At 60.9% G+C, this 20,839-nt stretch carries 16 protein-coding genes and 3 tRNA genes (1 of these 19 running past the window's edge); 10 read left to right on the top strand and 9 right to left on the bottom strand.

Features of this window, described 5'->3' with window-relative positions:
• The first annotated feature begins 72 nt into the window (after window positions 1-72).
• Window positions 73-163 (top strand) — tRNA-Ser (locus AAFM15_RS10030).
• Between the two features lie 157 nt (window positions 164-320).
• Here the strand turns inward: AAFM15_RS10030 and AAFM15_RS10025 are convergent.
• The 4 genes from AAFM15_RS10025 to AAFM15_RS10010 form a co-directional block, all read right to left on the bottom strand.
• Window positions 321-1,457 carry a branched-chain amino acid ABC transporter substrate-binding protein gene (locus AAFM15_RS10025; protein WP_341686574.1) on the bottom strand — a complete coding sequence of 379 codons (1,137 nt, stop codon included), beginning with the start codon at window positions 1,455-1,457 and terminating at the stop codon, window positions 321-323.
• 84 nt (window positions 1,458-1,541) lie between these two features.
• Window positions 1,542-1,844: a hypothetical protein gene (locus AAFM15_RS10020; protein ID WP_341686573.1), complete on the bottom strand. Its 303-nt coding sequence runs from the start codon at window positions 1,842-1,844 to the stop codon at window positions 1,542-1,544.
• Window positions 1,841-2,278 carry a DNA polymerase III subunit chi gene (locus tag AAFM15_RS10015; RefSeq protein ID WP_341686572.1) on the bottom strand — a complete coding sequence of 146 codons (438 nt, stop codon included), beginning with the start codon at window positions 2,276-2,278 and terminating at the stop codon, window positions 1,841-1,843. Before AAFM15_RS10015 ends, AAFM15_RS10020 begins: the two co-directional genes overlap by 4 nt.
• Window positions 2,275-3,762 carry a leucyl aminopeptidase gene (locus tag AAFM15_RS10010; protein ID WP_341686571.1) on the bottom strand — a complete coding sequence of 496 codons (1,488 nt, stop codon included), beginning with the start codon at window positions 3,760-3,762 and terminating at the stop codon, window positions 2,275-2,277. The genes AAFM15_RS10015 and AAFM15_RS10010 overlap by 4 nt, the downstream gene beginning before the upstream one ends.
• A 24-nt stretch (window positions 3,763-3,786) precedes the next feature.
• Here AAFM15_RS10010 and lptF point away from each other — a divergent pair, with 24 nt between their 5' ends.
• Genes lptF through AAFM15_RS09985 form a run of 5 tightly spaced genes read left to right on the top strand, consistent with a single transcriptional unit; the run spans window position 3,787 to window position 8,554 of the window.
• On the top strand, window positions 3,787-4,887 hold the full coding sequence (gene lptF / locus AAFM15_RS10005; protein WP_341686570.1) for an LPS export ABC transporter permease LptF: 1,101 nt from the start codon (window positions 3,787-3,789) through the stop codon (window positions 4,885-4,887).
• A complete protein-coding gene (gene lptG / locus AAFM15_RS10000; RefSeq protein ID WP_341686569.1) occupies window positions 4,884-5,987 on the top strand; it encodes an LPS export ABC transporter permease LptG in 1,104 nt (367 codons plus the stop codon). Before lptF ends, lptG begins: the two co-directional genes overlap by 4 nt.
• 14 nt (window positions 5,988-6,001) lie before the next feature.
• The gene (locus AAFM15_RS09995; RefSeq protein WP_341686568.1) at window positions 6,002-6,382 is read left to right on the top strand and encodes a CbiX/SirB N-terminal domain-containing protein; all 381 of its coding nucleotides are present in this window, start codon (window positions 6,002-6,004) and stop codon (window positions 6,380-6,382) included.
• Window positions 6,383-6,418: 36 nt separating this feature from the next.
• Complete coding sequence (locus AAFM15_RS09990; RefSeq protein ID WP_341686567.1) at window positions 6,419-7,360, top strand: CysB family HTH-type transcriptional regulator; 942 nt, start codon at window positions 6,419-6,421, stop codon at window positions 7,358-7,360.
• A 24-nt stretch (window positions 7,361-7,384) separates the two neighbouring features.
• Complete coding sequence (locus AAFM15_RS09985) at window positions 7,385-8,554, top strand: pyridoxal phosphate-dependent aminotransferase (protein WP_341686582.1); 1,170 nt, start codon at window positions 7,385-7,387, stop codon at window positions 8,552-8,554.
• Here the strand turns inward: AAFM15_RS09985 and ligA are convergent.
• From ligA to smc, 3 genes are read right to left on the bottom strand one after another with little or no spacing between them, the layout of a single operon-like run.
• Window positions 8,520-10,631: an NAD-dependent DNA ligase LigA gene (gene ligA / locus AAFM15_RS09980; RefSeq protein ID WP_341686581.1), complete on the bottom strand. Its 2,112-nt coding sequence runs from the start codon at window positions 10,629-10,631 to the stop codon at window positions 8,520-8,522. The genes AAFM15_RS09985 and ligA overlap by 35 nt on opposite strands.
• Before the next feature lie 10 nt (window positions 10,632-10,641).
• Window positions 10,642-11,679, bottom strand: a complete 1,038-nt coding sequence (locus AAFM15_RS09975; RefSeq protein ID WP_341686566.1) for a cell division protein ZipA C-terminal FtsZ-binding domain-containing protein — start codon at window positions 11,677-11,679, stop codon at window positions 10,642-10,644.
• A gap of 20 nt (window positions 11,680-11,699) precedes the next feature.
• Window positions 11,700-15,167 (bottom strand): chromosome segregation protein SMC, encoded by a 3,468-nt coding sequence (gene smc, locus AAFM15_RS09970; RefSeq protein ID WP_341686565.1) that lies wholly within the window; start codon window positions 15,165-15,167, stop codon window positions 11,700-11,702.
• Between the two features lie 63 nt (window positions 15,168-15,230).
• Here smc and dapC point away from each other — a divergent pair, with 63 nt between their 5' ends.
• The 4 genes from dapC to AAFM15_RS09950 all read left to right on the top strand — a co-directional run bounded on the left by dapC (window position 15,231) and on the right by AAFM15_RS09950 (window position 20,554).
• Window positions 15,231-16,442 carry a succinyldiaminopimelate transaminase gene (gene dapC / locus AAFM15_RS09965; protein ID WP_341686564.1) on the top strand — a complete coding sequence of 404 codons (1,212 nt, stop codon included), beginning with the start codon at window positions 15,231-15,233 and terminating at the stop codon, window positions 16,440-16,442.
• Window positions 16,443-16,444: 2 nt separating this feature from the next.
• On the top strand, window positions 16,445-17,611 hold the full coding sequence (gene dapE / locus AAFM15_RS09960) for a succinyl-diaminopimelate desuccinylase (RefSeq protein ID WP_341686563.1): 1,167 nt from the start codon (window positions 16,445-16,447) through the stop codon (window positions 17,609-17,611).
• Window positions 17,608-18,468, top strand: coding sequence for a 50S ribosomal protein L3 N(5)-glutamine methyltransferase (gene prmB / locus AAFM15_RS09955; protein WP_341686562.1), 861 nt, complete (start codon window positions 17,608-17,610; stop codon window positions 18,466-18,468). The genes dapE and prmB overlap by 4 nt, the downstream gene beginning before the upstream one ends.
• A 79-nt stretch (window positions 18,469-18,547) precedes the next feature.
• Window positions 18,548-20,554 carry an ATP-binding cassette domain-containing protein gene (locus AAFM15_RS09950; protein WP_341686561.1) on the top strand — a complete coding sequence of 669 codons (2,007 nt, stop codon included), beginning with the start codon at window positions 18,548-18,550 and terminating at the stop codon, window positions 20,552-20,554.
• 87 nt (window positions 20,555-20,641) lie between these two features.
• Here the strand turns inward: AAFM15_RS09950 and AAFM15_RS09945 are convergent.
• Both AAFM15_RS09945 and AAFM15_RS09940 read right to left on the bottom strand, forming a co-directional pair.
• A tRNA-Lys gene (locus AAFM15_RS09945) sits at window positions 20,642-20,717 on the bottom strand.
• Between the two features lie 67 nt (window positions 20,718-20,784).
• Window positions 20,785-20,839: transfer RNA gene (locus AAFM15_RS09940), tRNA-Lys, on the bottom strand; it runs 121 nt beyond the window's last position.

Below are 20,839 nucleotides of genomic sequence, written 5' to 3'. Positions count from 1 at the left end.
TCATCAAACAACAACCACCCGCACCACGCCGCCCGAAAACAGCCCCATTTCACTGCTAGAATGCAGGGCTTCGGAGCGGTGGATGAGTGGTTTAAGTCGCACGCCTGGAAAGCGTGTGTGGGTTAATAGCCCACCGCGGGTTCGAATCCCGCCTGCTCCGCCAAATCACTAGAAAACAAGCGCCTTCGGGCGCTTTTTTTCTTGGCTACCCCTATCCAGTCCCCCAAAATTTCTGCATCAAGAAAAAAGCCTGCAATTTCTTGCAGGCTTTTTTTGTTTTGAAGGGTCACCCTTTCAGGTGACCTTTTCAACCGTGCGAATTAACGCACCACGGCGATTTCGCTGCGCTTGCCACCTTTGTAGGTGAACATGGTCAGGGCGCCGTTCTTGATGTCACCCTTCTCGTCAAAGGCGATGGTGCCGGTCACGCCTTTGTAGTTACTCTTGGCCAGCTCAGGCAAGTACTTGGCGGGTTGGGCAGAGCCAGCACGCACCATGGCGTCGGCCATCACGTTGACGGCGTCATACACGTAGGGAGCGTAGATCTGCACGTCGTAGCCGAAGCGCTTGCTGAAGCGGGCTTTGAAGTCGTCCATGCCTTTTTTCTGGGCGCCTTCCACACCACCTGCTTCAGCGCAGTAGACCTGGTTGTCGGCCATGGCGTCGCCAGCCAGCTTGGCCAGGTCAGCGGTACAGATGCCGTCGCCGCCCATGAATTTGGCGTTGATGCCCAGGGCCTTCATCTGGCGCAGCATGGGGCCGGCAACGGCGTCCATACCACCGAAGAACACGACATCAGGCTTCTTGGCCTTCAGGGTGGTCAGGATGGCCATGAAATCGGTGGCTTTGTCGGTGGTGAATTCGTGGCCAACCAGCTTGCCGCCAGCAGCCTTGACAGCTTTTTCGAATTCTTCAGCGACGCCTTGACCGTAAGCGGTGCGGTCGTCGATCACGGCAATGGATTTGCCCTTGAGGGTGTTCACAGCGTAACGGCCCAGGGTGCCGCCCAGATGCACGTCGTCAGCCACCACGCGGAAAGCGGTCTTGTAGCCGTTGCGGGTGTACTTGGGGTTGGTGGCAGAGGGAGAAACCTGGGGGATGCCTGCGTCAGAGTAGATCTTGGAAGCAGGAATGGTGGTGCCGGAGTTCAGGTGACCGATCACGCCGTTGACTTTGGAGTCCACCAGCTTTTGAGCGGCTGCAGTGCCTTGCTTGGGGTCAGCAGCATCGTCTTCAGCGATCAGCTCGAACTTGACGGCTTTGCCACCAATCTTGATGCCTTTGGCATTGAGTTCTTCGATGGCCAGACGGGCACCGCTTTCGTTGTCTTTACCCAGGTGGGCGATGGCGCCGCTGACGGGGCCAACGTGACCAATTTTGACCACTTCCTGGGCGATGGCGCCAGCGGAAATCAGGGTCAGGGCTGCCAGGGCAGAAACTTTGAATTTCATCTTCATAAACACTCCGAAGAAAGGACTTGCTTCAATTAAGCAAGCCAGAACGATACACGATTCATGCCAGGTTTTTCCTAGGGGAAAAACCTAAATCGCACGATCGTGCGCATCATCAATGAGTGGCGACAAATCGTTGTATTTTTGAGCACGCTCCAGCCAGGCCGAGCGCAAGGCGCTGCGCACTGTTAGCGTGACCATTTGCTCAACTTGGGGGCGCAGCTGCTCCAAAAGGTGCACGGCCATTTCATCGAGCTGGGCTTTTTCGGCCAAGCGCCCCTGGAGCACGGCCTGCAGGGCCTGCGGTACCTGGGCTGCAGGCACGGCATCTGACAAGGTCGGAATGGCGTTGACAGGAGGTGCATTGCTGTCTGTGGCGGCGGTTGAGCTCATGGCGTGTCCTTTTTCTGGAAGTCGTGCTGCACCAGGCTGTGTCCTTGCGCCTGGTAGCTGCGCCAGCGGTTGCGCGCCATCTGGCGGTGCGCCGGGTCTGCATCCACAATTTCAATCAAACGGGCAAAGCCGTCAAAATTTTGGGGTACGTCGTCCCCCAAATTGACCAGTACCGAGCGCCCTTGCATGGCATCGGTCCCCTGCCCCATCAGGATGCTGGAGTGTTGCTGCATGCTTGCGTCAGCCTGGTCGGTGCAGTGGCTGATGAAGTCGAGCTGTCCCACGGTCCAAAGCTGCTCGCTCAAGCGTTGCAACAAGCCCGACTCTCCCACCACCGCGGATCGCAAACCCATGCCGTGGGCTTTACGCAGCAAGCGTGCGGTGTAGTTCAGCCGGTCAGGCACGTTGAAGTGGAACTCGACAGAAACGCTCATGCGCGTGTACGGCTAGTGCGTTTACGGGGCGCAGGCAAGTCGGGCAACTGTTCCTGCAGCAGGTAATGCACCAGCAAGCCGACAGGTCGGCCTGTGGCACCCTTGGCTGCACCTGAGCGCCAGGCGGTGCCGGCAATGTCCAGATGCGCCCAGGCGTATTCGCGCCCGAAGCGTTGCAAAAACTTGGCCGCGGTGATGGATCCACCGGGTCGGCCAGCCACATTGGCCACATCGGCAAATTTGGTTTTGAGTCCCTCGGCATAGGCTTCGTCCAGGGGCATGCGCCAGCACAGATCACCGCAGGACTCGCCCGCATTGAGCAGGGCTTGGCCCAAGGGGTCGTCGTTGGCGTAGAGGCCGGAACGGACATGTCCCAGAGCAATCACGCAGGCGCCCGTCAAAGTGGCAATGTCCACCACGGCACGTGGCTTGAAGCGCTCGGCATACGTCATGGCATCGCACAGCACCAGGCGCCCTTCTGCGTCGGTGTTGAGGATCTCGATGGTCTGCCCGCTCATGCTGGTGACCACATCACCGGGCTTGGTGGCCTGGCCGTCTGGCATGTTTTCAGTGGCCGGAATCAGGCCCACCACATTGAGGCGGGGCTGCAGCCGGGCCAGGGCCTCGAAGGTGCCCAGCACACTGGCGGCGCCGCCCATGTCGTATTTCATCTCGTCCATGCCCTCGCCGGGCTTGAGCGAGATGCCGCCGGTATCGAAAGTGATGCCTTTGCCAATCAGCACCACCGGTGCTTGTTTGGCGGGGCCGCCGTTGTAGCGCAGCACAATAAAGCGCAGGGGCTCAACCGCGCCTTTGGCCACCGAGAGGAATGCGCCCATCTTGAGTTTGGCGACCTCTTTGGGACCCAGCACTTCGCACTGGATGTTTTTGTGCTTGGCCAGCTTTTGGGCCACCCCTGCGAGCATGGTGGGTGTTGCATGGTTGCTGGGGCGGTTGGCCCATTCTTTGGCCAATTCAATACCGGCAATACAGGCTTGGGCACGCGCAACCGACGCTTGGAGGTCGGCACTTGCGCCTTGCATGCTCAGACTGATGCTGCTCAGACTGCGCGTTTTGGGGCTGCTCAGTGTTGTGGTGTAAACATAACTTTGCTCCGCCAGCAAAGTGGCCACACTGTAGAGCGATGCGTCGTCCCAGCCATCCACAGCGTGCCAAACCATGCGCTCGACTTTGGCCTCGCGCAACGCACTCCACACACCAGAGACGGCAGGTGCCAGGTCACCACGGTGCAAGGTCATGGCACTGCATAAGACCACTCTGCGAGCTTTGATGCCAGGCACACCATACAACTGGAGCACTTTGCCGGGTTTGACTTCAAAGTCACCCTTTCGGATGGCTTCTTGGACCAACTGGCTTAAGGGGTCTTTGCCGGGCTTGAATTCAAGGCCATACATCACCACCAAAGCGTCAACGTTTTCCGAAAAACATTTATCAAGTGTGCGATCAAGTAGCTGGACGTTCATAATTGCGTTTTTCCTTTGCTGTCAATGTTATTCCATTCCGCCATCCGCAAGGATTTGTCACGCCACTTTGGGGCCACCGTCGTGGTGCTGATCACCATCGTCATGACGATTGTGCTGATCCGCACGCTGGGTCAGGCCAGCCGTGGCACGGTCAACCCTTCGGAGGTCATGTTGCTGATGGGCTTGAGCGTGCTCAGCCAACTCACCACCATTTTGTCGCTGAGCCTGTTTGTGTCGGTCGTGGCCACCCTTTCACGGATGTACGCCGACAGTGAAATGGTCATCTGGCTGTCCAGTGGCCAAGGGCTGGCCGGCTTTTTGCGCCCGTTGTTGCGTTTTGCCTGGCCCATATTGCTGACGATTGCATGTCTGGCGATCTGGGTTTGGCCCTGGAGCAACCAGCAGATCGAGGAGCTGAAAGAGCGCTACCAAAAACGCAACGATGTCGAACGCGTGGCGCCGGGCCAGTTCCAGGAGTCGGCCGGTGGCAAGCGCGTGTTTTTCATTGACAAGGACAGCCAAAGCCAGACAGAGGGCACGAATGTCTTCGTCTACAGCCTGGACGGTGGTCAGGAATCGGTGACCAGTGCAAGCCAGGGACAGGTGCTCTGGCGTGGTCCTGACCGTTATCTGGTACTGCGCCATGGCCAGCAATTGTTGCGCCTGCCTGATGGCGAGAGCCGCCTGACCCAGTTTGAAGACTACGAGCTGCTGATCGACAGCAACCTGAGCGTATCCAGCGCCAGTGGCACCAGCAAATTGCTGTCCACCTGGGAGTTGATCAAGGCCCCCACCCCTGTCAATCTTGGCGAGTTGTCCTGGCGCATCGGTCTGGGTTTGTCTGGCATGGTGTTGTTGACGCTGGGACTGGCCATGACGCACGTCAACCCACGCGCGGGTCGAAGCATGCCCTTTGCCCTGGCCTTGCTGGTGTTCGTGGTGTACTACAACATGATCAACGTGGGACAGAGCTGGATTGCCAATGGCAAGATGCAGCCGCTGGCCTTCATGCTGGGTTTGCATGGCGGCGTTGCCGTGATGGCTCTGGTCTGGCTGACCTTGCGTCACCAGCAGTGGCACCTGCGCTACCTGTGGCGTAGACCCGCAACGGGGAGCCAGGGATGAAAACCGTTCGCCGACTTCTGCATCGCGAGGTGCTGCGCACCGTCGGGTTTGTGCTGCTGGGCTTCTTGTCCTTGTTTGCTTTTTTCGACCTGGTCGACGAACTGCAAACCCTGAACCGACTGGCCGCCGTGGGTTACCAGCTGCAGCACGCCTTGCTCTATGTCGCCCTGAAAAGCCCGACACACATTTACGAGTTGTTGCCCATTTCGGTGTTGATCGGCTCCATCTTCGTGATGGCACGTCTGGCCCAAAGCTCTGAATTCACCATCTTGCGCACGGGCGGATTGGGCCCATGGCGCGCCTTGATGGTGTTGTTTCAGGTGGGACTGGTGTTCATCTCGCTGACCTTTGTCATGGGGGACTATATTGCGCCCTTCACCGACAAGCATGCCCAGCTGCTCAAGGCACGATTTCAGGGCGCCATCAGCGTCGGCCAGACGGGGGCCTGGCTCAAGGAAAAGCAGGGTGAAAGGCAGTACGCCATCAATGTGCGCGCTCTTGACGGCAACGAGACCCTGCGCGATGTACGTATCCATGAATTCAACGCTCAGGGTCGCCTCCTGTCGGTGACCCGTGCCGAGAGTGCCATCATTTCCGATGGCGCATGGCAGCTGCACAAGGCAAGCAGCCAGCAGCTGCAGCACAACCGGCCTGACAGCATGAACCTTGAGCCGCGCATGGTGCCAGAGTTGCGCTGGCCCACAGCCATCAGCTCGGCCATGGTGGCTTCTGCTCTGCTGAGCCCTGATCGCATGCGTACGCTGGATCTTTACACCTACATGCGCCACCTCAAGGCCAACCAGCAAAATGCGCAGATCTATGAGATCGAGTTCTGGCGCAAGGTGTTCTACCCCGTCAGTTGCCTGGTGATGTTGTCACTGGCCTTGCCTTTCGCCTACTTGCATTTCCGCTCGGGTCAGATCGCTGGCCACGTCTTTGCCGGTGTGTTGGCCGGCATCAGTTTTGCCCTGCTCAACAATGTATTCGGGTTCATGGGTGCATTGAGCGAATGGACCCCCTGGCTGACTGCAGCTGCTCCGGCTTTGATGTACAGCCTGGTCTCTTTGGGCACGTTTTGGTGGTTGGTATTAAGACGATGAACGCTTGTGCAAGTTTGCCCCGTTCTGCAGTGGTGCTGCTGGCCCATGGCTCACGCGACGCGCATTGGTCTGCGCCGATCGAGGCCGTGGCCCGACACGCCCGCGCGCTCGACCCGCAAGCCACCGTACGCACGGCTTACCTGGAGCACACCGCCCCTGATCTGGGGACCTGTGTGGACGACTTGTGCGCGCAGGGCTATACCGATATTCATGTCCTGCCCATGTTCCTGGGCCTGGGCGGGCACGTGCGCCAGGACCTGCCGCGCCTGAACGAGGCCTTGCTGGCAGCGCATCCTGGCTTGCGTCTGCACTGGCAAAGCGCGGTGGGCGAGCAGGCACCGGTGACCGAATTGCTGGCCCGATTGGCCCTGCAGGGCCTTCCTCATAAAACTTAAAGCGATAATGATGGCGTTGCACATATGTAAAACGCCATGAATCTTCATCAATTCAAGTTTGTTCAGGAGGCCGTGCGCCGCAACCTGAACCTGACCGAGGCGGCCAAGGCCCTGCACACATCGCAGCCCGGGGTGTCCAAAGCCATCATCGAGCTGGAAGAAGAGCTGGGCATTGACATCTTTGCCCGCCACGGCAAGCGCCTCAAGCGCGTGACCGAGCCGGGCCAACATGTGCTCAAAAGCATCGAGATCATCATGCGCGAAGTGGGCAACCTCAAGCGCATTGGCGAGCAATTCAGCCAGCAAGACAGCGGCACCCTGAGCATTGCCACCACCCACACCCAGGCCCGTTATGTACTTCCCACACGCGTGGCCAGCCTGCGCGAGAAATACCCGCATGTGAACATCAGCCTGCACCAGGGGGCGCCTGATCAGGTGGCGCAAATGCTGATCAACGATGTCGCCGAAATCGGGATGGCCACCGAGTCGCTGGCCAAGTATGACGAGCTTGTCACCCTGCCAGTGTATGAGTGGCAGCACGTGCTGGTGCTGCCTGCAGAGCACCCCCTGGCCAGCAAAACCCGCCTGAGCCTGGAGGATCTGGCCGAACATCCGCTCATCACCTACCACCCCTCCTTCACTGGCCGCACGCGTATTGACCAGGCCTTTGCACAAAAACAGCTCAGCCCACGCATTGCGCTGGAAGCCATCGACTCCGATGTGATCCAGACCTATGTACGCTTGGGCCTGGGCATCGGCATCGTGGCCGAAATGGCGGTCGAACAAAGTCAGATGAAGGGCTTGGTGACCCGACCGCTGGGCCAGTTGCTGGGCAAGAACGTTGCACGCATTGCCTTCAAGAAAGGCGCTTATCTGCGAAACTTCGTCTACGAATTTGCCCATATGCTCAGCGAACGCCTGACCCCTGCCCTGATTGAACGCGCCATGACCGGCCATGTGGCCGATTACGAGCTTTGATTCCTCTTTGAGCCTTTCGTGACCATGACCGCACGCACGCCTTCATTCCCGTCCAAGACACCCCACATCGGCACGACCATCTTCACCGTCATGTCGGCGCTGGCCGCCGAAAAGCAGGCGGTCAACCTGGGTCAGGGCTTTCCGGACTTCGATTGCGACCCCAAACTGGTGGACGGCGTGACCGCTGCCATGCGCGAAGGGCTTAACCAATACCCGCCCATGACCGGTGTAGCGCCCTTGCGTGAAGCTGTGAGCGCCAAGATCGAAGCGTTGTACGGCCGCCGCTACGACCCGGTCAGCGAGATCACTGTGACGGCCGGGGCCACACAGGCGATCCTGACCATCATCCTGGCCACCGTGCACGCGGGTGACGAAGTCATCGTGCTCGAGCCCTGCTATGACAGCTATGTGCCGAACATTGAGCTGGCGGGTGGTATACCGGTGCGCGTGCCTTTGGTGCCGGGCTCCTTCAGACCGGACTTTGACAAGCTGGCCGCAGCCATCACGCCCAAGACGCGGGCCCTGATCATCAACTCGCCCCACAACCCCAGCGGCATGGTCTGGAGCCGCGAAGACATGCTGCGTCTGCAGGACATTCTGGCGCCAACGAATGTGCTACTGATCTCGGACGAGGTTTACGAGCACATGGTCTACGCCCCGCTGCAGCATTGGAGTGCTGCACAATTTGAGGGCTTGGCTGCACGCGCCTTCATCGTGTCGAGCTTTGGCAAAACCTACCACGTCACCGGCTGGAAAGTGGGCACGGTGGCGGCCCCTGCCAGCCTGAGCCACGAGTTTCGCAAGGTGCACCAGTTCAATGTGTTCACCGTGAACACGCCGATGCAGCACGGGCTGGCCCGCTACATGGCCGACCCCAAGCCCTACCTGGAGCTGCCAGCCTTCTACCAACGCAAGCGCGACTTGTTCCGCCAGGGCCTCGAGGGCACCAAGTTCCGCTTACTGCCCGGCGAAGGCACCTACTTTCAATGCGTGGACATTTCAGGTCTGTCGGTGCCCGAGAAAAACCTGGGCGAAGCCGAGTTCTGCAAATGGCTCACCAGTGAAGTAGGCGTGGCCGCCATTCCGCTGTCAGCCTTCTACGGCAATGGTTTTGACCAGAACGTGATCCGCTTTTGTTTCGCCAAGAAGGAAGAAACCCTCAAGCTGGCTTTAGCGCGTCTGGCCCGTCTGTAAGCAGGCGCAGCAAGCCCTCTTCGTCCAGCACAGGCACGCCCAGGGCCTGGGCTTTTTCAAGCTTGCTGCCCGCCTCGGCGCCAGCCACCACACAGCTGGTTTTCTTGCTGACCGAGCCCGCCACCTTGGCCCCAAGGGCCTCGAGTTTGTCTTTGGCTTCATCGCGGCCCATGCTGGGCAAGGTGCCGGTCAGCACCACCGTCAAACCCGCCAGGGGCATTTCGGTGGGCGCCAGGGCTTCGCCCTCAGGCCAAGTGACGCCGGCCTCGCGCAAGGACTGGACCACCTCACGGTTGTGAGCTTGTGCAAAAAAAGTGTGCAGGCTGTGGGCCACGATGGGGCCAATGTCGGCCACTTGCAGCAGCGCGTCTTCGCTGGCGTCCATGATGGCTTGAAGCTGCCCGAAGTGTCGGGCCAGCTCTTTGGCCGTGGCCTCGCCCACATGGCGAATGCCCAGGCCAAACAGGAAGCGTGGCAAGGTGGTGTGCTTGGATTGCTGTAAAGCGTCGAGCAGGTTTTGCGCAGACTTTTCAGCCATCCGATCCATGTCTGCGAGATCCTGCAGCTGCAATCGATACAAATCCGGCAGGGTCTGCACACGACCGGAGTCCACCAGCTGCTCGACCAGCTTGTCCCCCAGGCCTTCCACATCCATGGCGCGGCGCTGTGCGTAATGCAGCACGGCCTGCTTGCGCTGTGCCGGGCAAAACAGCCCGCCACTGCAGCGGTAGTCCGCCTCGCCCTCTTCGCGCTCAGCTTCGCTGCCACATACCGGACAGTGGCGGGGCATGGTGAAGATCTGCGATTCATGCAGGCGCTTTTCCTGCACCACTGACACCACCTCGGGGATCACATCACCCGCGCGGCGCACGATGACGGTGTCGCCCACACGCACGTCCTTGCGACGGGCTTCGTCTTCGTTGTGCAGCGTGGCATTGGTGACGGTGACGCCCCCGACGAACACGGGAGCCAGCTTGGCCACAGGTGTGAGCTTGCCGGTACGGCCGACCTGCACATCAATGGCCAGCACCTCGGTCATCATTTCCTGCGCCGGATATTTGTGCGCTACGGCCCAACGCGGCTCGCGCGTGACAAAACCCAGGCGCTGCTGCAAGGCCAGGTCGTTGACTTTGTACACCACGCCGTCAATGTCGAAGGGCAAAGCATCACGCAGCTGGGCAATCTGCTGGTGAAACGCCACCAGCCCCGCTGCGCCCTGCACCACCGCCGTTTGCTCGGCGACCGGAAAGCCCCAGGCTTTCAGCTGCATGAGCAGTGCATGGTGCGTGGTCCACAAGGGTTGCGCAGTAGCCGACACTTCGCCCAGACCATAGGCAAAAAAGCTTAAGGGTCGGTCGGCTGCAATTTTGGAGTCCAACTGCCGCACTGCGCCGGCAGCGGCGTTGCGCGGATTGACAAAGGTTTTCTCGCCCTTGGCGCCGGCGGCAATGCGCTGGCGCTGGCGTTCGTTGAGGGCCTCAAAATCGTCGCGGCGCATGTACACCTCGCCGCGCACTTCCAGCACGGCAGGAGCGTCCTCGGGCAGCCGCAGCGGTATCTGGCCAATGGTGCGAACGTTGTGGGTGACGTCTTCGCCCGTCTCGCCATCGCCCCGGGTGGCGGCTTGCACCAGCACACCCGACTCGTAGCGCAGGCTCATGGCCAAGCCATCGAACTTGAGCTCGGCCACATAGTCCACCGGCGCATCGGCCTCGCCCAAAGCCAGCTCTTTGCGAATGCGTGCATCAAAGGCTTCGGCACCGCTGGCCTCAGTGTCGGTTTCGGTGCGAATGCTGAGCATGGGCACCGCATGGCGGACTTGGGCAAAAGCATCCAGCACCACCCCCCCCACACGCTGGGTGGGTGAGTCTGCAGTCATCAGCTCGGGATGCTCAGCCTCCAGAGTCTGCAAGGCTTTGAACAGGCGGTCGTACTCAGCGTCCGGAATAAGGGGCTCGTCCAGCGTGTAGTACTGATAAGCGTGACGGCTGAGTTGCTGGCGCAAATCATGGGCTTGTCTGGCAGCGCCATCTGGCCCATCACCTGCGGGCTCGGCAAACAAATCCAGATTGACCATGGCCGCGAAATCAGGAAAACAAGCGACGTGCCTGGGCAGAGCCTGCTGATAACTCTCGCTCATCGAGCGCGTTGTACAGCCCTTGCAACTCCACCCCGATTTGAGCAAGTGCTTCGTCACTGAGCATTTGGTTGGCGCCATCGGTCAAGACAGCATCCATCTCTGTTCCAAGCGTGCGTGCAACCTGACACAAGCGTTCAAAGGGCTGTTCCTGGCGACTGACTTGTGGCACATCCAAAGTGAGGACAACTGCACGCACTGCACTCATGTCCGGATCTTCGGCCAGGGCAGCTTGCATGTCAAAACTCAGTGCCAGCACGGGCGGCAACCCTTGCACAGGGGCTGACAGGACCATACGCCCGGGCATGGTGCCCGCCACAAAACCCAAGCGAGACGCATGCTGCTGAACATAGCCTGGGCTCCAGGCGGCAGAACGTGCATGCAAGGTCAGGCTCAGCTGTGCATCGTGCGCACTGGCAAACTGGTCAAGTTCACGCGCGCGCGCCACCTCTTCCAGCATGTCCGGGAAGTTGACAGAGGCATTGATGGCATCAGCAAAAGCCTGTGATTTGACAACGAATTCGGAAAATTCGATTTCATTGAGCGCACCAAGTCGGTTGGCCAGTTGAATACCCACCTGAAAGCCAGTGTACCGGTGCCCCGGCAGTAACGGCTCCCATTGTCCCGAAGACTCGCTCAGACCTTCTGCAAAGAACGCTTTGCTGCCTATGCGGCGTGTGCTGGGCATCGCTGCCAAAGCTGCATCACCGGACACAACACCATCAACATCAACGCTGGCCACCACGTCGATCAGTGGGTCAAGGGTTGGTTTGCGTTCGGGTAAAGGCAAATGACTGAAATCATCCTCCAGCACCGGCTCTACCGGAGCTTCGCTGGCAACAGGCGCCTCGACACTGGCGTCAGGCTCCACACTTTGCTCCACCGCCTGGCGTGGACGACTGCGACGCGAAGTCCACAGGTTAAACCCCCACACTGCCAGCAACACCAGCCCCCCAAGGGCCAACAAACTCAGTTGAAAAGAACTCATGTTCATCCTGCGTGAATCAATCAGGCCGTCTCGGCCATACCCACAGCCGACTCCATATCCACAGCCACAATACGTGAAACGCCCTGCTCCTGCATGGTCACACCAATGAGCTGTTCGGCCATTTCCATAGCGATCTTGTTGTGGCTGATGAACAGGAACTGCGTTTCCTTGCCCATGCTCGCCACCAGACGGGCGTAGCGCTCGGTGTTGGCATCGTCAAGCGGTGCGTCAACCTCATCGAGCAGACAGAACGGCGCCGGGTTGAGCTGGAAGATGGCAAACACCAGCGCAATAGCCGTGAGGGCTTTTTCGCCGCCGGACAACAAATGAATGGTCTGGTTTTTCTTGCCGGGTGGCTGGGCCAGCACCTGCACACCCGCGTCCAGAATTTCTTCACCCGTCATGACCAGCTTGGCCTGACCGCCACCAAACAACTCGGGGAACATGCGCCCGAAGTGCTGATTGACGGTGTGGAAAGTGGACCCCAGCAGCTCGCGGGTTTCACCGTCAATTTTGCGGATGGCGTCTTCCAGCGTAGTCATCGCGTCGGTCAGGTCAGCGCTTTGAGCATCGAGGAATGTTTTGCGCTCGCGTGCACTGGTCAACTCTTCCAGGGCTGCCAGGTTGACCGGCCCCATGGCGGACATCTCGCGGTGCAGGCGATCAATTTCGCCTTGCAGGCCATACAAACGTACTTCGCCGTCTTCGATGGATTTGGCCACTGCCTCCAGGTCCGCTTGGGCGTCCTGCAGCAACTGGGTGTACTGCTCCAGGCCGAGGCGCGAGGCCTGCTCTTTGAGCTGAAGTTCGGTGATGCGCTGGCGCAGAGGCTCAAGCTCTCGTTCAAAAGCCACGCGCCGCTCGTCGCTCGCGCGCAGCTTTGCGGTCAGGTCATCATAGGCACTGCGTTTGGCGCCCAACTGTTGCTCGCGCTCCATTTTGAGGTTCAGTGCATCCTGCAAGCCGCCTTGCGCCGCAGCATCTGACAGACGCGAGAGCTCTTCCTGGGCCCGCTCGGACTCGGATGCAATGGACAGAACCTGCTGGCTCGCGGTCTCTATGGTGCGCTTGAGTTCGCCTTCGCGCGCCTGCAAACTGCGCTGGGCAAACTGGGCTTCCTGCGCCTGGCGCTCCAGGCTGCGTTGTTGCTCTCTGCATTGCGCCAGCTTGCGTTCGGCCTCGATCACATGATCGCCCAGCTGAGCTTCTCGCTCCTGGCTGTCGGCCAGTTGCATGTCCAGCTCTTCAAAGCGGCCTTCTGCCGTCACACGGCGTTCCTGCAGCTCTTCAAGCAAGGCATCAACTTCTGCCAAATCACCTTCAATTTGCTGGGTGCGGGCACGGGCCTGCTCGGCCAACTGGCTCAGGCGCAGCACTTGCACCTGCAATTCGTGGGCTTTGGCCTGCGTGGTGGTGGCTTCCTGGCGGGCACCGAGCAAACGCTGGGAGGCCTCGGCATAGGCAGCTTCAGCCTTGACCAAAGCGTTACGGCTTTCTTCGGCAATGAGGGTCTGGGCACGCTGCTGCTTTTCGAGGTTTTCGATGTCTTGCGCACGCGCCAGCAAACCCGATTGCTCGGAGTCCTGCGCGTAAAAACTCACGCTGTGGGCGGTCACAGCATGACCGGTTTGCACGTAAAGCACTTCGCCAGGCTGCAGCTGCTCGCGCCAGGCCAGCGCATCGGCCAGACTGGGCGCGGTGTAGCTGCCCTGCAGCCAGTCGCCAAGTAGGGCAGAGAGGCCTGCATCGCTGATGCGTAGCAATTCAGACAGGGCACGGCAGCCTGCAGGCAAGCCCGAGCGCGCTTTGGTTTGACCCGCTGTGGGCAGGTTAAAGAACGACAACTTGGCGGGCGGCACGTCGCCGGCAAAAGCGCGGACCATGTCCAGTCGGGAAACCTCCAGCGCACCCATGCGTTCGCGCAAGGCCGCTTCCAGTGCGTTTTCCCAGCCGGACTCGATGTGCAGACGAGTCCACAAACCTTCCAACCCATCCATGCCATGCTTGGCCAACCAGGGTTTGAGCTTGCCGTCCGTGCGCACTTTTTCCTGAAGGGCTTTGAGTGCTTCGATACGAGCACTCAAGTCCGCCAGACGCGCTGACTCGTCATTGACTTGCTGCTGGCGTGTGCGGCGGTCTTCGTCCAGCAAGGGTACCTGGGTCTGCAAGTCTTCCAGACGAGCACTGGACTCCTGAGCAGCCTCCTCGGCCATGGCCAGCTGTTCCTGAAGTTCGGTCAGGCGGCTTTCGTCAGGTGCAGCCAGGGCGTTGCGGTCTGTCTGCAAACGCTCGCGGCGCTGGCCCAGCTGACGGCTTTGTTCGTCAATGTTGCGCTGTTCGGCAGCCAGCACTTGAATCTGTTGCTGCACCTGCACCACCGAGCCACGCTGTTCGATGGCCTTTTGCTGAGCCTGGCGCAAGGCATCTTCCAGGTCGGGCAAGGTCATGGCCTGCTCTTCGACCTGAGCGGCCAGCGTCATGCTCTGGTCGTCAGTCAAGGCCGCTTGCTCTGCAAGGGTCTCCAATTCGGCCTGGGCTTCCTGGCTGCGCAATTGCCATTGGGCGGTTTGCTCTTGCAATTGGACCAGGCGCTGCTCGGCGCGCTGGCGGCCTTCCACCACATAGCGGATTTCGGCTTCCAGCTTGCCCACCTCGGCACTGGCTTCATAAAGCTTGCCTTGAGCCTGGTTCACCTCATCGCCAGCCGCGTAGTGGGCCTGGCGGATGGTTTCAAGCTCGGCCTCAACATGGCGCAGATCGGCCATGCGCGATTCGAGCGCATTGATGGCCTGATCGACCTCGGACTTGAGTTTGCCCTGATCCCCCTCAGCCTCGCGGCGCTTGAGGAACCACAGCTGGTGCTGCTTGAGCGTACCGTCGGCCTGCAACTGGTTGTAGCGTGCAGCGACCTCGGCCTGTTTTTCCAGCTTTTCGAGGTTGGCGTTGAGTTCGCGCAGGATGTCTTCGACCCGGGTCAGGTTCTCGCGGGTGTCGGACAGGCGGTTTTCCGTTTCGCGGCGACGTTCCTTGTACTTGGAGACGCCCGCGGCCTCCTCCAGAAACAGGCGCAGCTCTTCCGGACGCGACTCGATGATGCGGCTGATGGTGCCTTGCCCGATGATGGCGTAAGCGCGCGGGCCCAGGCCTGTGCCTAAAAATACGTCCTGAACGTCACGGCGACGCACAGGCTGGTTGTTGATGAAGTAACTGCTGTTGCCATCACGGGTAAGCACGCGCTTGACCGCAATCTCGGCAAACTGGCTCCACTGGCCACCCGCACGATGATCTTCATTGCTGAACACCAGCTCCACACTGGAGCGACTGGCCGGCTTGCGGGTAGTGGTGCCATTGAAAATGACGTCCTGCATCGACTCGCCACGCAGCTCGGACGCCTTGGACTCGCCCAGCACCCAGCGCACGGCATCCATGATGTTGGTGGGTTCGGCAAAGGACTTGAAGCCGGAAAGCTTGATGGAATTGAGGCGCACAGCAGTCGATTTGTCTGTAAAAGGTCAATGGTAACCGACAGCCATGCCCGATAATCAGCGACCATGAACCCCCTTTTGTCCAAGCTGCAGCCCTACCCCTTTGAGCGGCTGCGCCAGTTGTTTGCCGGCGTCACGCCCAACCCCACCCAGCGCCACATCAGCCTGGGCATTGGCGAACCCAAGCACGCCACCCCGCCGTTCATCATGCAAGCCCTGACCGATACGCTTGCGACAGGCCTGGCCGGTTACCCCGCCACTGCGGGCGAGCCCGCCCTGCGCCAGGCCTGCTCGGCCTGGGTCGAGCGCCGCTACGGCCTCAAATTGGATGCGTCCACCCAGGTGCTGCCGGTGCTGGGCTCGCGTGAAGCGCTGTTTTCATTGGCGCAAACCGTCATTGACCCAACCCGGGCGGGCGCCACCGTGGTCAGCCCCAACCCCTTCTACCAAATCTATGAAGGCGCCGCCTTGCTGGCCGGGGCCACGCCGCACTTTGTGCCCAGCGACCCGACGCGCAATTTCGCCCCGGACTGGGACAGCGTGAGCGCCGACGTCTGGGCGCGCACCCAGCTGGTGTTCGTCTGCTCGCCGGGCAACCCCACGGGCGCGGTCATGCCCCTGACGGAATGGCAAAAGCTGTTTGCCCTGTCGGACCAGCACGGCTTTGTGATCGCCTCGGACGAGTGCTACAGCGAAATCTATTTCCGTGACGAGCCGCCCCTGGGCGGTCTGGAAGCGGCGGCCAAGCTGGGCCGCGGTTTTGAACGGCTGATCGCCTTCACCAGCCTCTCCAAACGCAGCAATGTGCCTGGCCTGCGCAGTGGCTTTGTGATGGGCGACGCGGCCCTCCTCAAGCAGTTTCTGCTGTACCGCACCTACCACGGCAGCGCCATGAGCCCGGTGGTGCAGGCCGCCAGCGTGGCTGCCTGGGGCGAGGAGCAGCACGTGGTCGACAACCGCAACCTCTACCGCACCAAGTTCGCCCAGGTCACGCCCGTGCTGGCCGAAGTGCTGGATGTGAAACTGCCCGACGCCAGCTTCTACCTGTGGGCCGGCGTGCCTGCGGGCTGGCAGGGTGACGACGCGGCTTTTGCCAAGGCGCTGTACGAAAAAGAGCACGTGACCGTGTTGCCCGGCAGTTACCTGGCGCGGGAATTCAACGGTATCAACCCCGGGCGCGGCCGCGTGCGCATGGCGCTTGTGGCCGAAACTGCCGAGTGTCTGGAAGCGGCCGAGCGCATTGCCCGCTTTGTACGGCAGCACCCGAACAAGGTCTGAACATGAGTGAAATTTGTCACGACTCGCTGCAGCTGGCTGAACTGCTGATCGCGCACCCTTCCGTCACACCCGAAGACGCAGGCTGCATGGATTTGATCGCAGGGCTTTTGCAATCCCAAGGCTTCGAATGCGAGTTCATGGACTCTGGCCCCGAAGATTTCCGCGTGCGTAACCTGTGGGCGCATCGCCCCGGTCGCAGCAGGCAGACCCTGGCCTTTGCGGGCCACACTGACGTGGTGCCCACCGGTCCTCTGGCGCAATGGACCAGTGACCCGTTCACCCCGACTCATCGCGATGGCAAGCTCTATGGCCGTGGCGCCAGCGACATGAAGACGTCCCTGGCCGCCATGGTGGTGGCCGTACGCGAATTTCTGGACGCCGAACCAGACCCAGCCCTGGGCATCGCTTTTTTGCTGACCAGCGATGAAGAAGGTCCGGCCGTGGACGGCACGGTGATCGTCTGCGAGAAACTGAAAGCGCGTGGCGAAGCACCGCAGTTTTGCATCGTCGGTGAGCCCACCTCGGTGGAACGCACTGGCGACATGATCAAGAACGGCCGCCGCGGCACGATGAGCGGCAAGCTCACGGTCAAAGGCGTGCAGGGCCACATCGCCTACCCGCACCTGGCCGACAACCCCATCCACCGTCTGGCACCTGCTCTGGCCGAGCTGGTGGCCATCCGCTGGGACGAGGGCAACGATTTCTTCCCGCCCACCAGCTGGCAGGTCAGCAACATCCACGCGGGCACCGGGGCAAGCAATGTGATCCCGGGCGACTGCGTGGTGGATTTCAACTTCCGCTTCTGCACCGAGTCCACGCCCGAAAGCCTGCAGCAGCGCCTGACCGCCGTGCTGGACAAACACGGTCTGCAGTACGAGCTGAAGTGGACCATTGGCGGTCTGCCCTTCCTGACCACGCCGGGCACACTGGTCGGCGCCATCCAGAAAGCGATTCTTGATGAAACCGGCCTGAACACCGAGCTGTCGACCACCGGCGGCACCAGCGATGGCCGCTTCATCGCGCAGATCTGCCCGCAGGTGATCGAGTTTGGCCCGCCCAACGCCACCATCCACAAGGTGGACGAGCATGTCGCCCTGAGCGACATCTCGCCGCTCAAGGCCATCTACCGCCGCACGCTTGAAAACCTCAACGCCGGGTTGTCCGCATGACGCTGCTGCAACTGGTGAATGCCAGCGCACAGCGGCTGGAGCAAGCGGGCGTGTCTTTCGGCCACGGCACCCTGAACGCCCACGACGAAGCCGCGTGGCTGGTGCTCTGGCGCCTGGGCCTGCCGCTGGACAGCGAGATCGACGAACGCGCGGTCACGCTGGAGCAGCAGGCGCAAGTGCAGGCCTTGATCGAAGAACGCATCCGCACCCGCAAACCTGCCGCCTACCTCACACGCGAAGCCTGGCTGCAGGGCGTACCCTTTTATGTGGACGAGCGCGCCATCGTGCCGCGCAGCCTGATCGCCGAGGTGCTGGCCGACGGCACGATCGACGCTTGGTTGTCCGACCAGACCACCCGCGTGCTGGACCTGTGCACCGGCAACGGCAGCCTGGCCGTGCTGGCGGCGCTGGCCTGGCCGGAAGTGCAGGTGACGGGGGCCGACATTTCGCCCGATGCACTGGCCGTGGCCCGCATCAACGTGGATCGGCACGCCTTGCAGGACCGCATCACGCTGATTCAAAGCGATGGCCTGTCTGCCCTGCCGGGCCCCTTCGATCTGATCGTCTGCAATCCGCCCTATGTGTGCCAGGCCAGCATGGACGCGCTGCCTGCAGAGTACCGCGCAGAACCCGAACTGGCGCTGGCCGGTGGCTTGGACGGCATGGACTTTGTGCGCCAGCTCTTTAGGGATGCCCCCAGCCGCATGAGCGAGGATGCCGTGCTGGTGCTGGAAATCGGCAACGAGGCGGCGCACTTTGTTGCGGCCTTCCCCCAACTCGAAGTCGCCTGGCTGGACACCAGCGCAGGTGACGACCAGGTGCTGCTGGTGACCCGTCAAGCCCTTCTTACTTTGTAGGAGCGGTCTTTGACCGCGATGGCGTCAGCTTTTCAATCAATCGCGGCCAGAGGCCCGTCCTACGCAGTCTTATTTTTCAATGATCTCCCTTAAAAACGTCACCCTGCGCCGTGGCACCAAAGTGCTGCTGGACCAGGCTTCGGTCACCCTCAACCCTGGCGAGAAAGTCGGTCTGATCGGGCGCAATGGCGCAGGCAAGTCCACCCTGTTTGCCCTGCTCAATGGCACGCTGCATGAAGACGGCGGCGACTTCGACATGCCCAAAGCCTGGCGCATGGCCCAGGTGGCGCAGAACATGCCCGAGACCGAGCAGCCTGCCTCTGAGTTTGTACTGGAAGGCGACACCCGTCTGGCAGAGTTGCGCCAACGCCTGTTGGCGGCCGAAGCCAGCGGCGACGGCATGGAAATGGCCCACGTCTACACCGACCTGGCGGACGCGGGTGACCACGACGCCCTGCCCCGCGCCGAAGCGCTGATTCTGGGTCTGGGTTTTCGGGTCGACGAGCTAAGCAAGCCGGTCAACAGCTTCTCCGGCGGCTGGCGCATGCGCTTGCAACTGGCGCGCGCGCTGATGTGCCCGTCCGACATTTTGTTGCTCGACGAGCCGACCAACCACCTGGACCTGGACGCCCTGGTCTGGCTCGAAGCCTGGCTGCAGCGCTACAGCGGCACCATGATCGTGATCAGCCACGACCGCGAGTTCCTTGACGCGGTGACCGACGTCACCTTGCACATCGAGCACGCCAAGCTCACGCGCTACGGCGGCAACTACAGCGCGTTTGAAACCCTGCGTGCGCAGCAGATGGAGCTGCAGCAGGCGGCCTTTGCCAAGCAGCAAGACAAGATTGCGCACCTGCAGAAGTTCATCACCCGCTTCAAGGCCAAGGCCAGCAAGGCCAAGCAGGCGCAGAGCCGCGTCAAGGCCCTGGAGCGCATGGAGAAGGTGGCGCCACTGCTGGCCGAGGCCGAATTCACCTTCGACTTCAAGGAGCCGAACAACCTGCCCAACCCCATGCTGGCCATCAGCGAGGCGAGTTTTGGCTACATGGTTGACGGCGCGCCCAAGACCATCGTGCAGGGCGTGAGCAAGTCGGTGCTGGCAGGCCAGCGCATCGGCATTCTGGGTGCCAACGGTCAGGGCAAATCGACATTGGTCAAAACCATCGCCCGCACCATGCCTGCACTGGCCGGCACGCTGACAGAGGGCAAGGGCCTGAACATCGGCTACTTTGCCCAACAGGAACTTGACGTGCTGCACCCGCAGGATAACCCGCTCGAGCACATGGTCCGCCTGGCCAAGGAACTCGGGCCGCAAAGCGGCGAACCCAGCCGCGAGCAGGACCTGCGCAACTACCTGGGCACCTTCAACTTCTCGGGCGACATGGTCAAGCAGGCCGTGGGCACCATGAGCGGCGGCGAAAAAGCCCGCCTGGTGCTGGCCATGATCGTGTGGCAGCGCCCAAATTTGCTGCTGCTGGACGAGCCGACCAACCACCTGGACCTAGCCACACGAGAAGCACTGTCGATGGCGCTCAACGAGTTCGAGGGCACCGTGATGCTGGTCAGCCACGACCGTGCCTTGCTGCGCGCCGTCTGCGACGAGTTCTGGATGGTGGGTCGCGGCAAAGTTGAACCCTTTGACGGTGATCTGGACGACTACCAGCGTTACCTGCTGGAGGAATCGAAGCGTTTGCGCGAAGAAGCCAAGGCGGGTACAACTGCATCTGCAGCACAACCAGGCAAGACCACAGCAATGCCTATTGTTGAAACACCTGTCGCTCCACCAGCCGCTTCACAAGCCCCTGCATTGAGCGCAGGCGAGCAACGGAAACAGGATGCCCAGCGTCGCCAGCAACTGGCCGCGCAGACCCGCCCGCTGAAAAAGGAGCTGGAAACCATCGAGCAGCGCATACCCAGGCTCGAAAAGGAGAAAGCTGATCTGGAGGCACAGCTGAGCAGCCCTCTGCCCCCGGCCGACATCGCGGACACAGGTCGCCGACTCAAAGCACTGGGCGATGAACTGGCAGCTCTCGAGGAACGCTGGCTTCAATTGTCAGAAGAGTTGCAGGAAGTGGAAAACAGCTAAGACCTGTCGTGGTGCGGATCGTCAGCTGAGCAAATTCATGAGCACAGAATAAAAAAGCCTGATGGCGAAACACCATCAGGCTGTATCTGGTAGGACGTGCAGGATTCGAACCTGCGACCAACGGATTAAAAGTCCGCTGCTCTACCAACTGAGCTAACGTCCCAAACATTTGCCAGCCGGGCTGACAAAAAAAATCACCCGCAAATATCATCTGCCGGGCGACTTTGGAGTGGTAGGACGTGCAGGATTCGAACCTGCGACCAACGGATTAAAAGTCCGCTGCTC

It is taken from the genome of Limnohabitans sp. (genome assembly GCF_038134685.1).
Taxonomy (GTDB): domain Bacteria; phylum Pseudomonadota; class Gammaproteobacteria; order Burkholderiales; family Burkholderiaceae_C; genus Limnohabitans_A.
The sequence above is the reverse complement of the archived record's forward strand: the minus strand, read 5'-3'. Positions and strand labels throughout refer to the sequence as shown.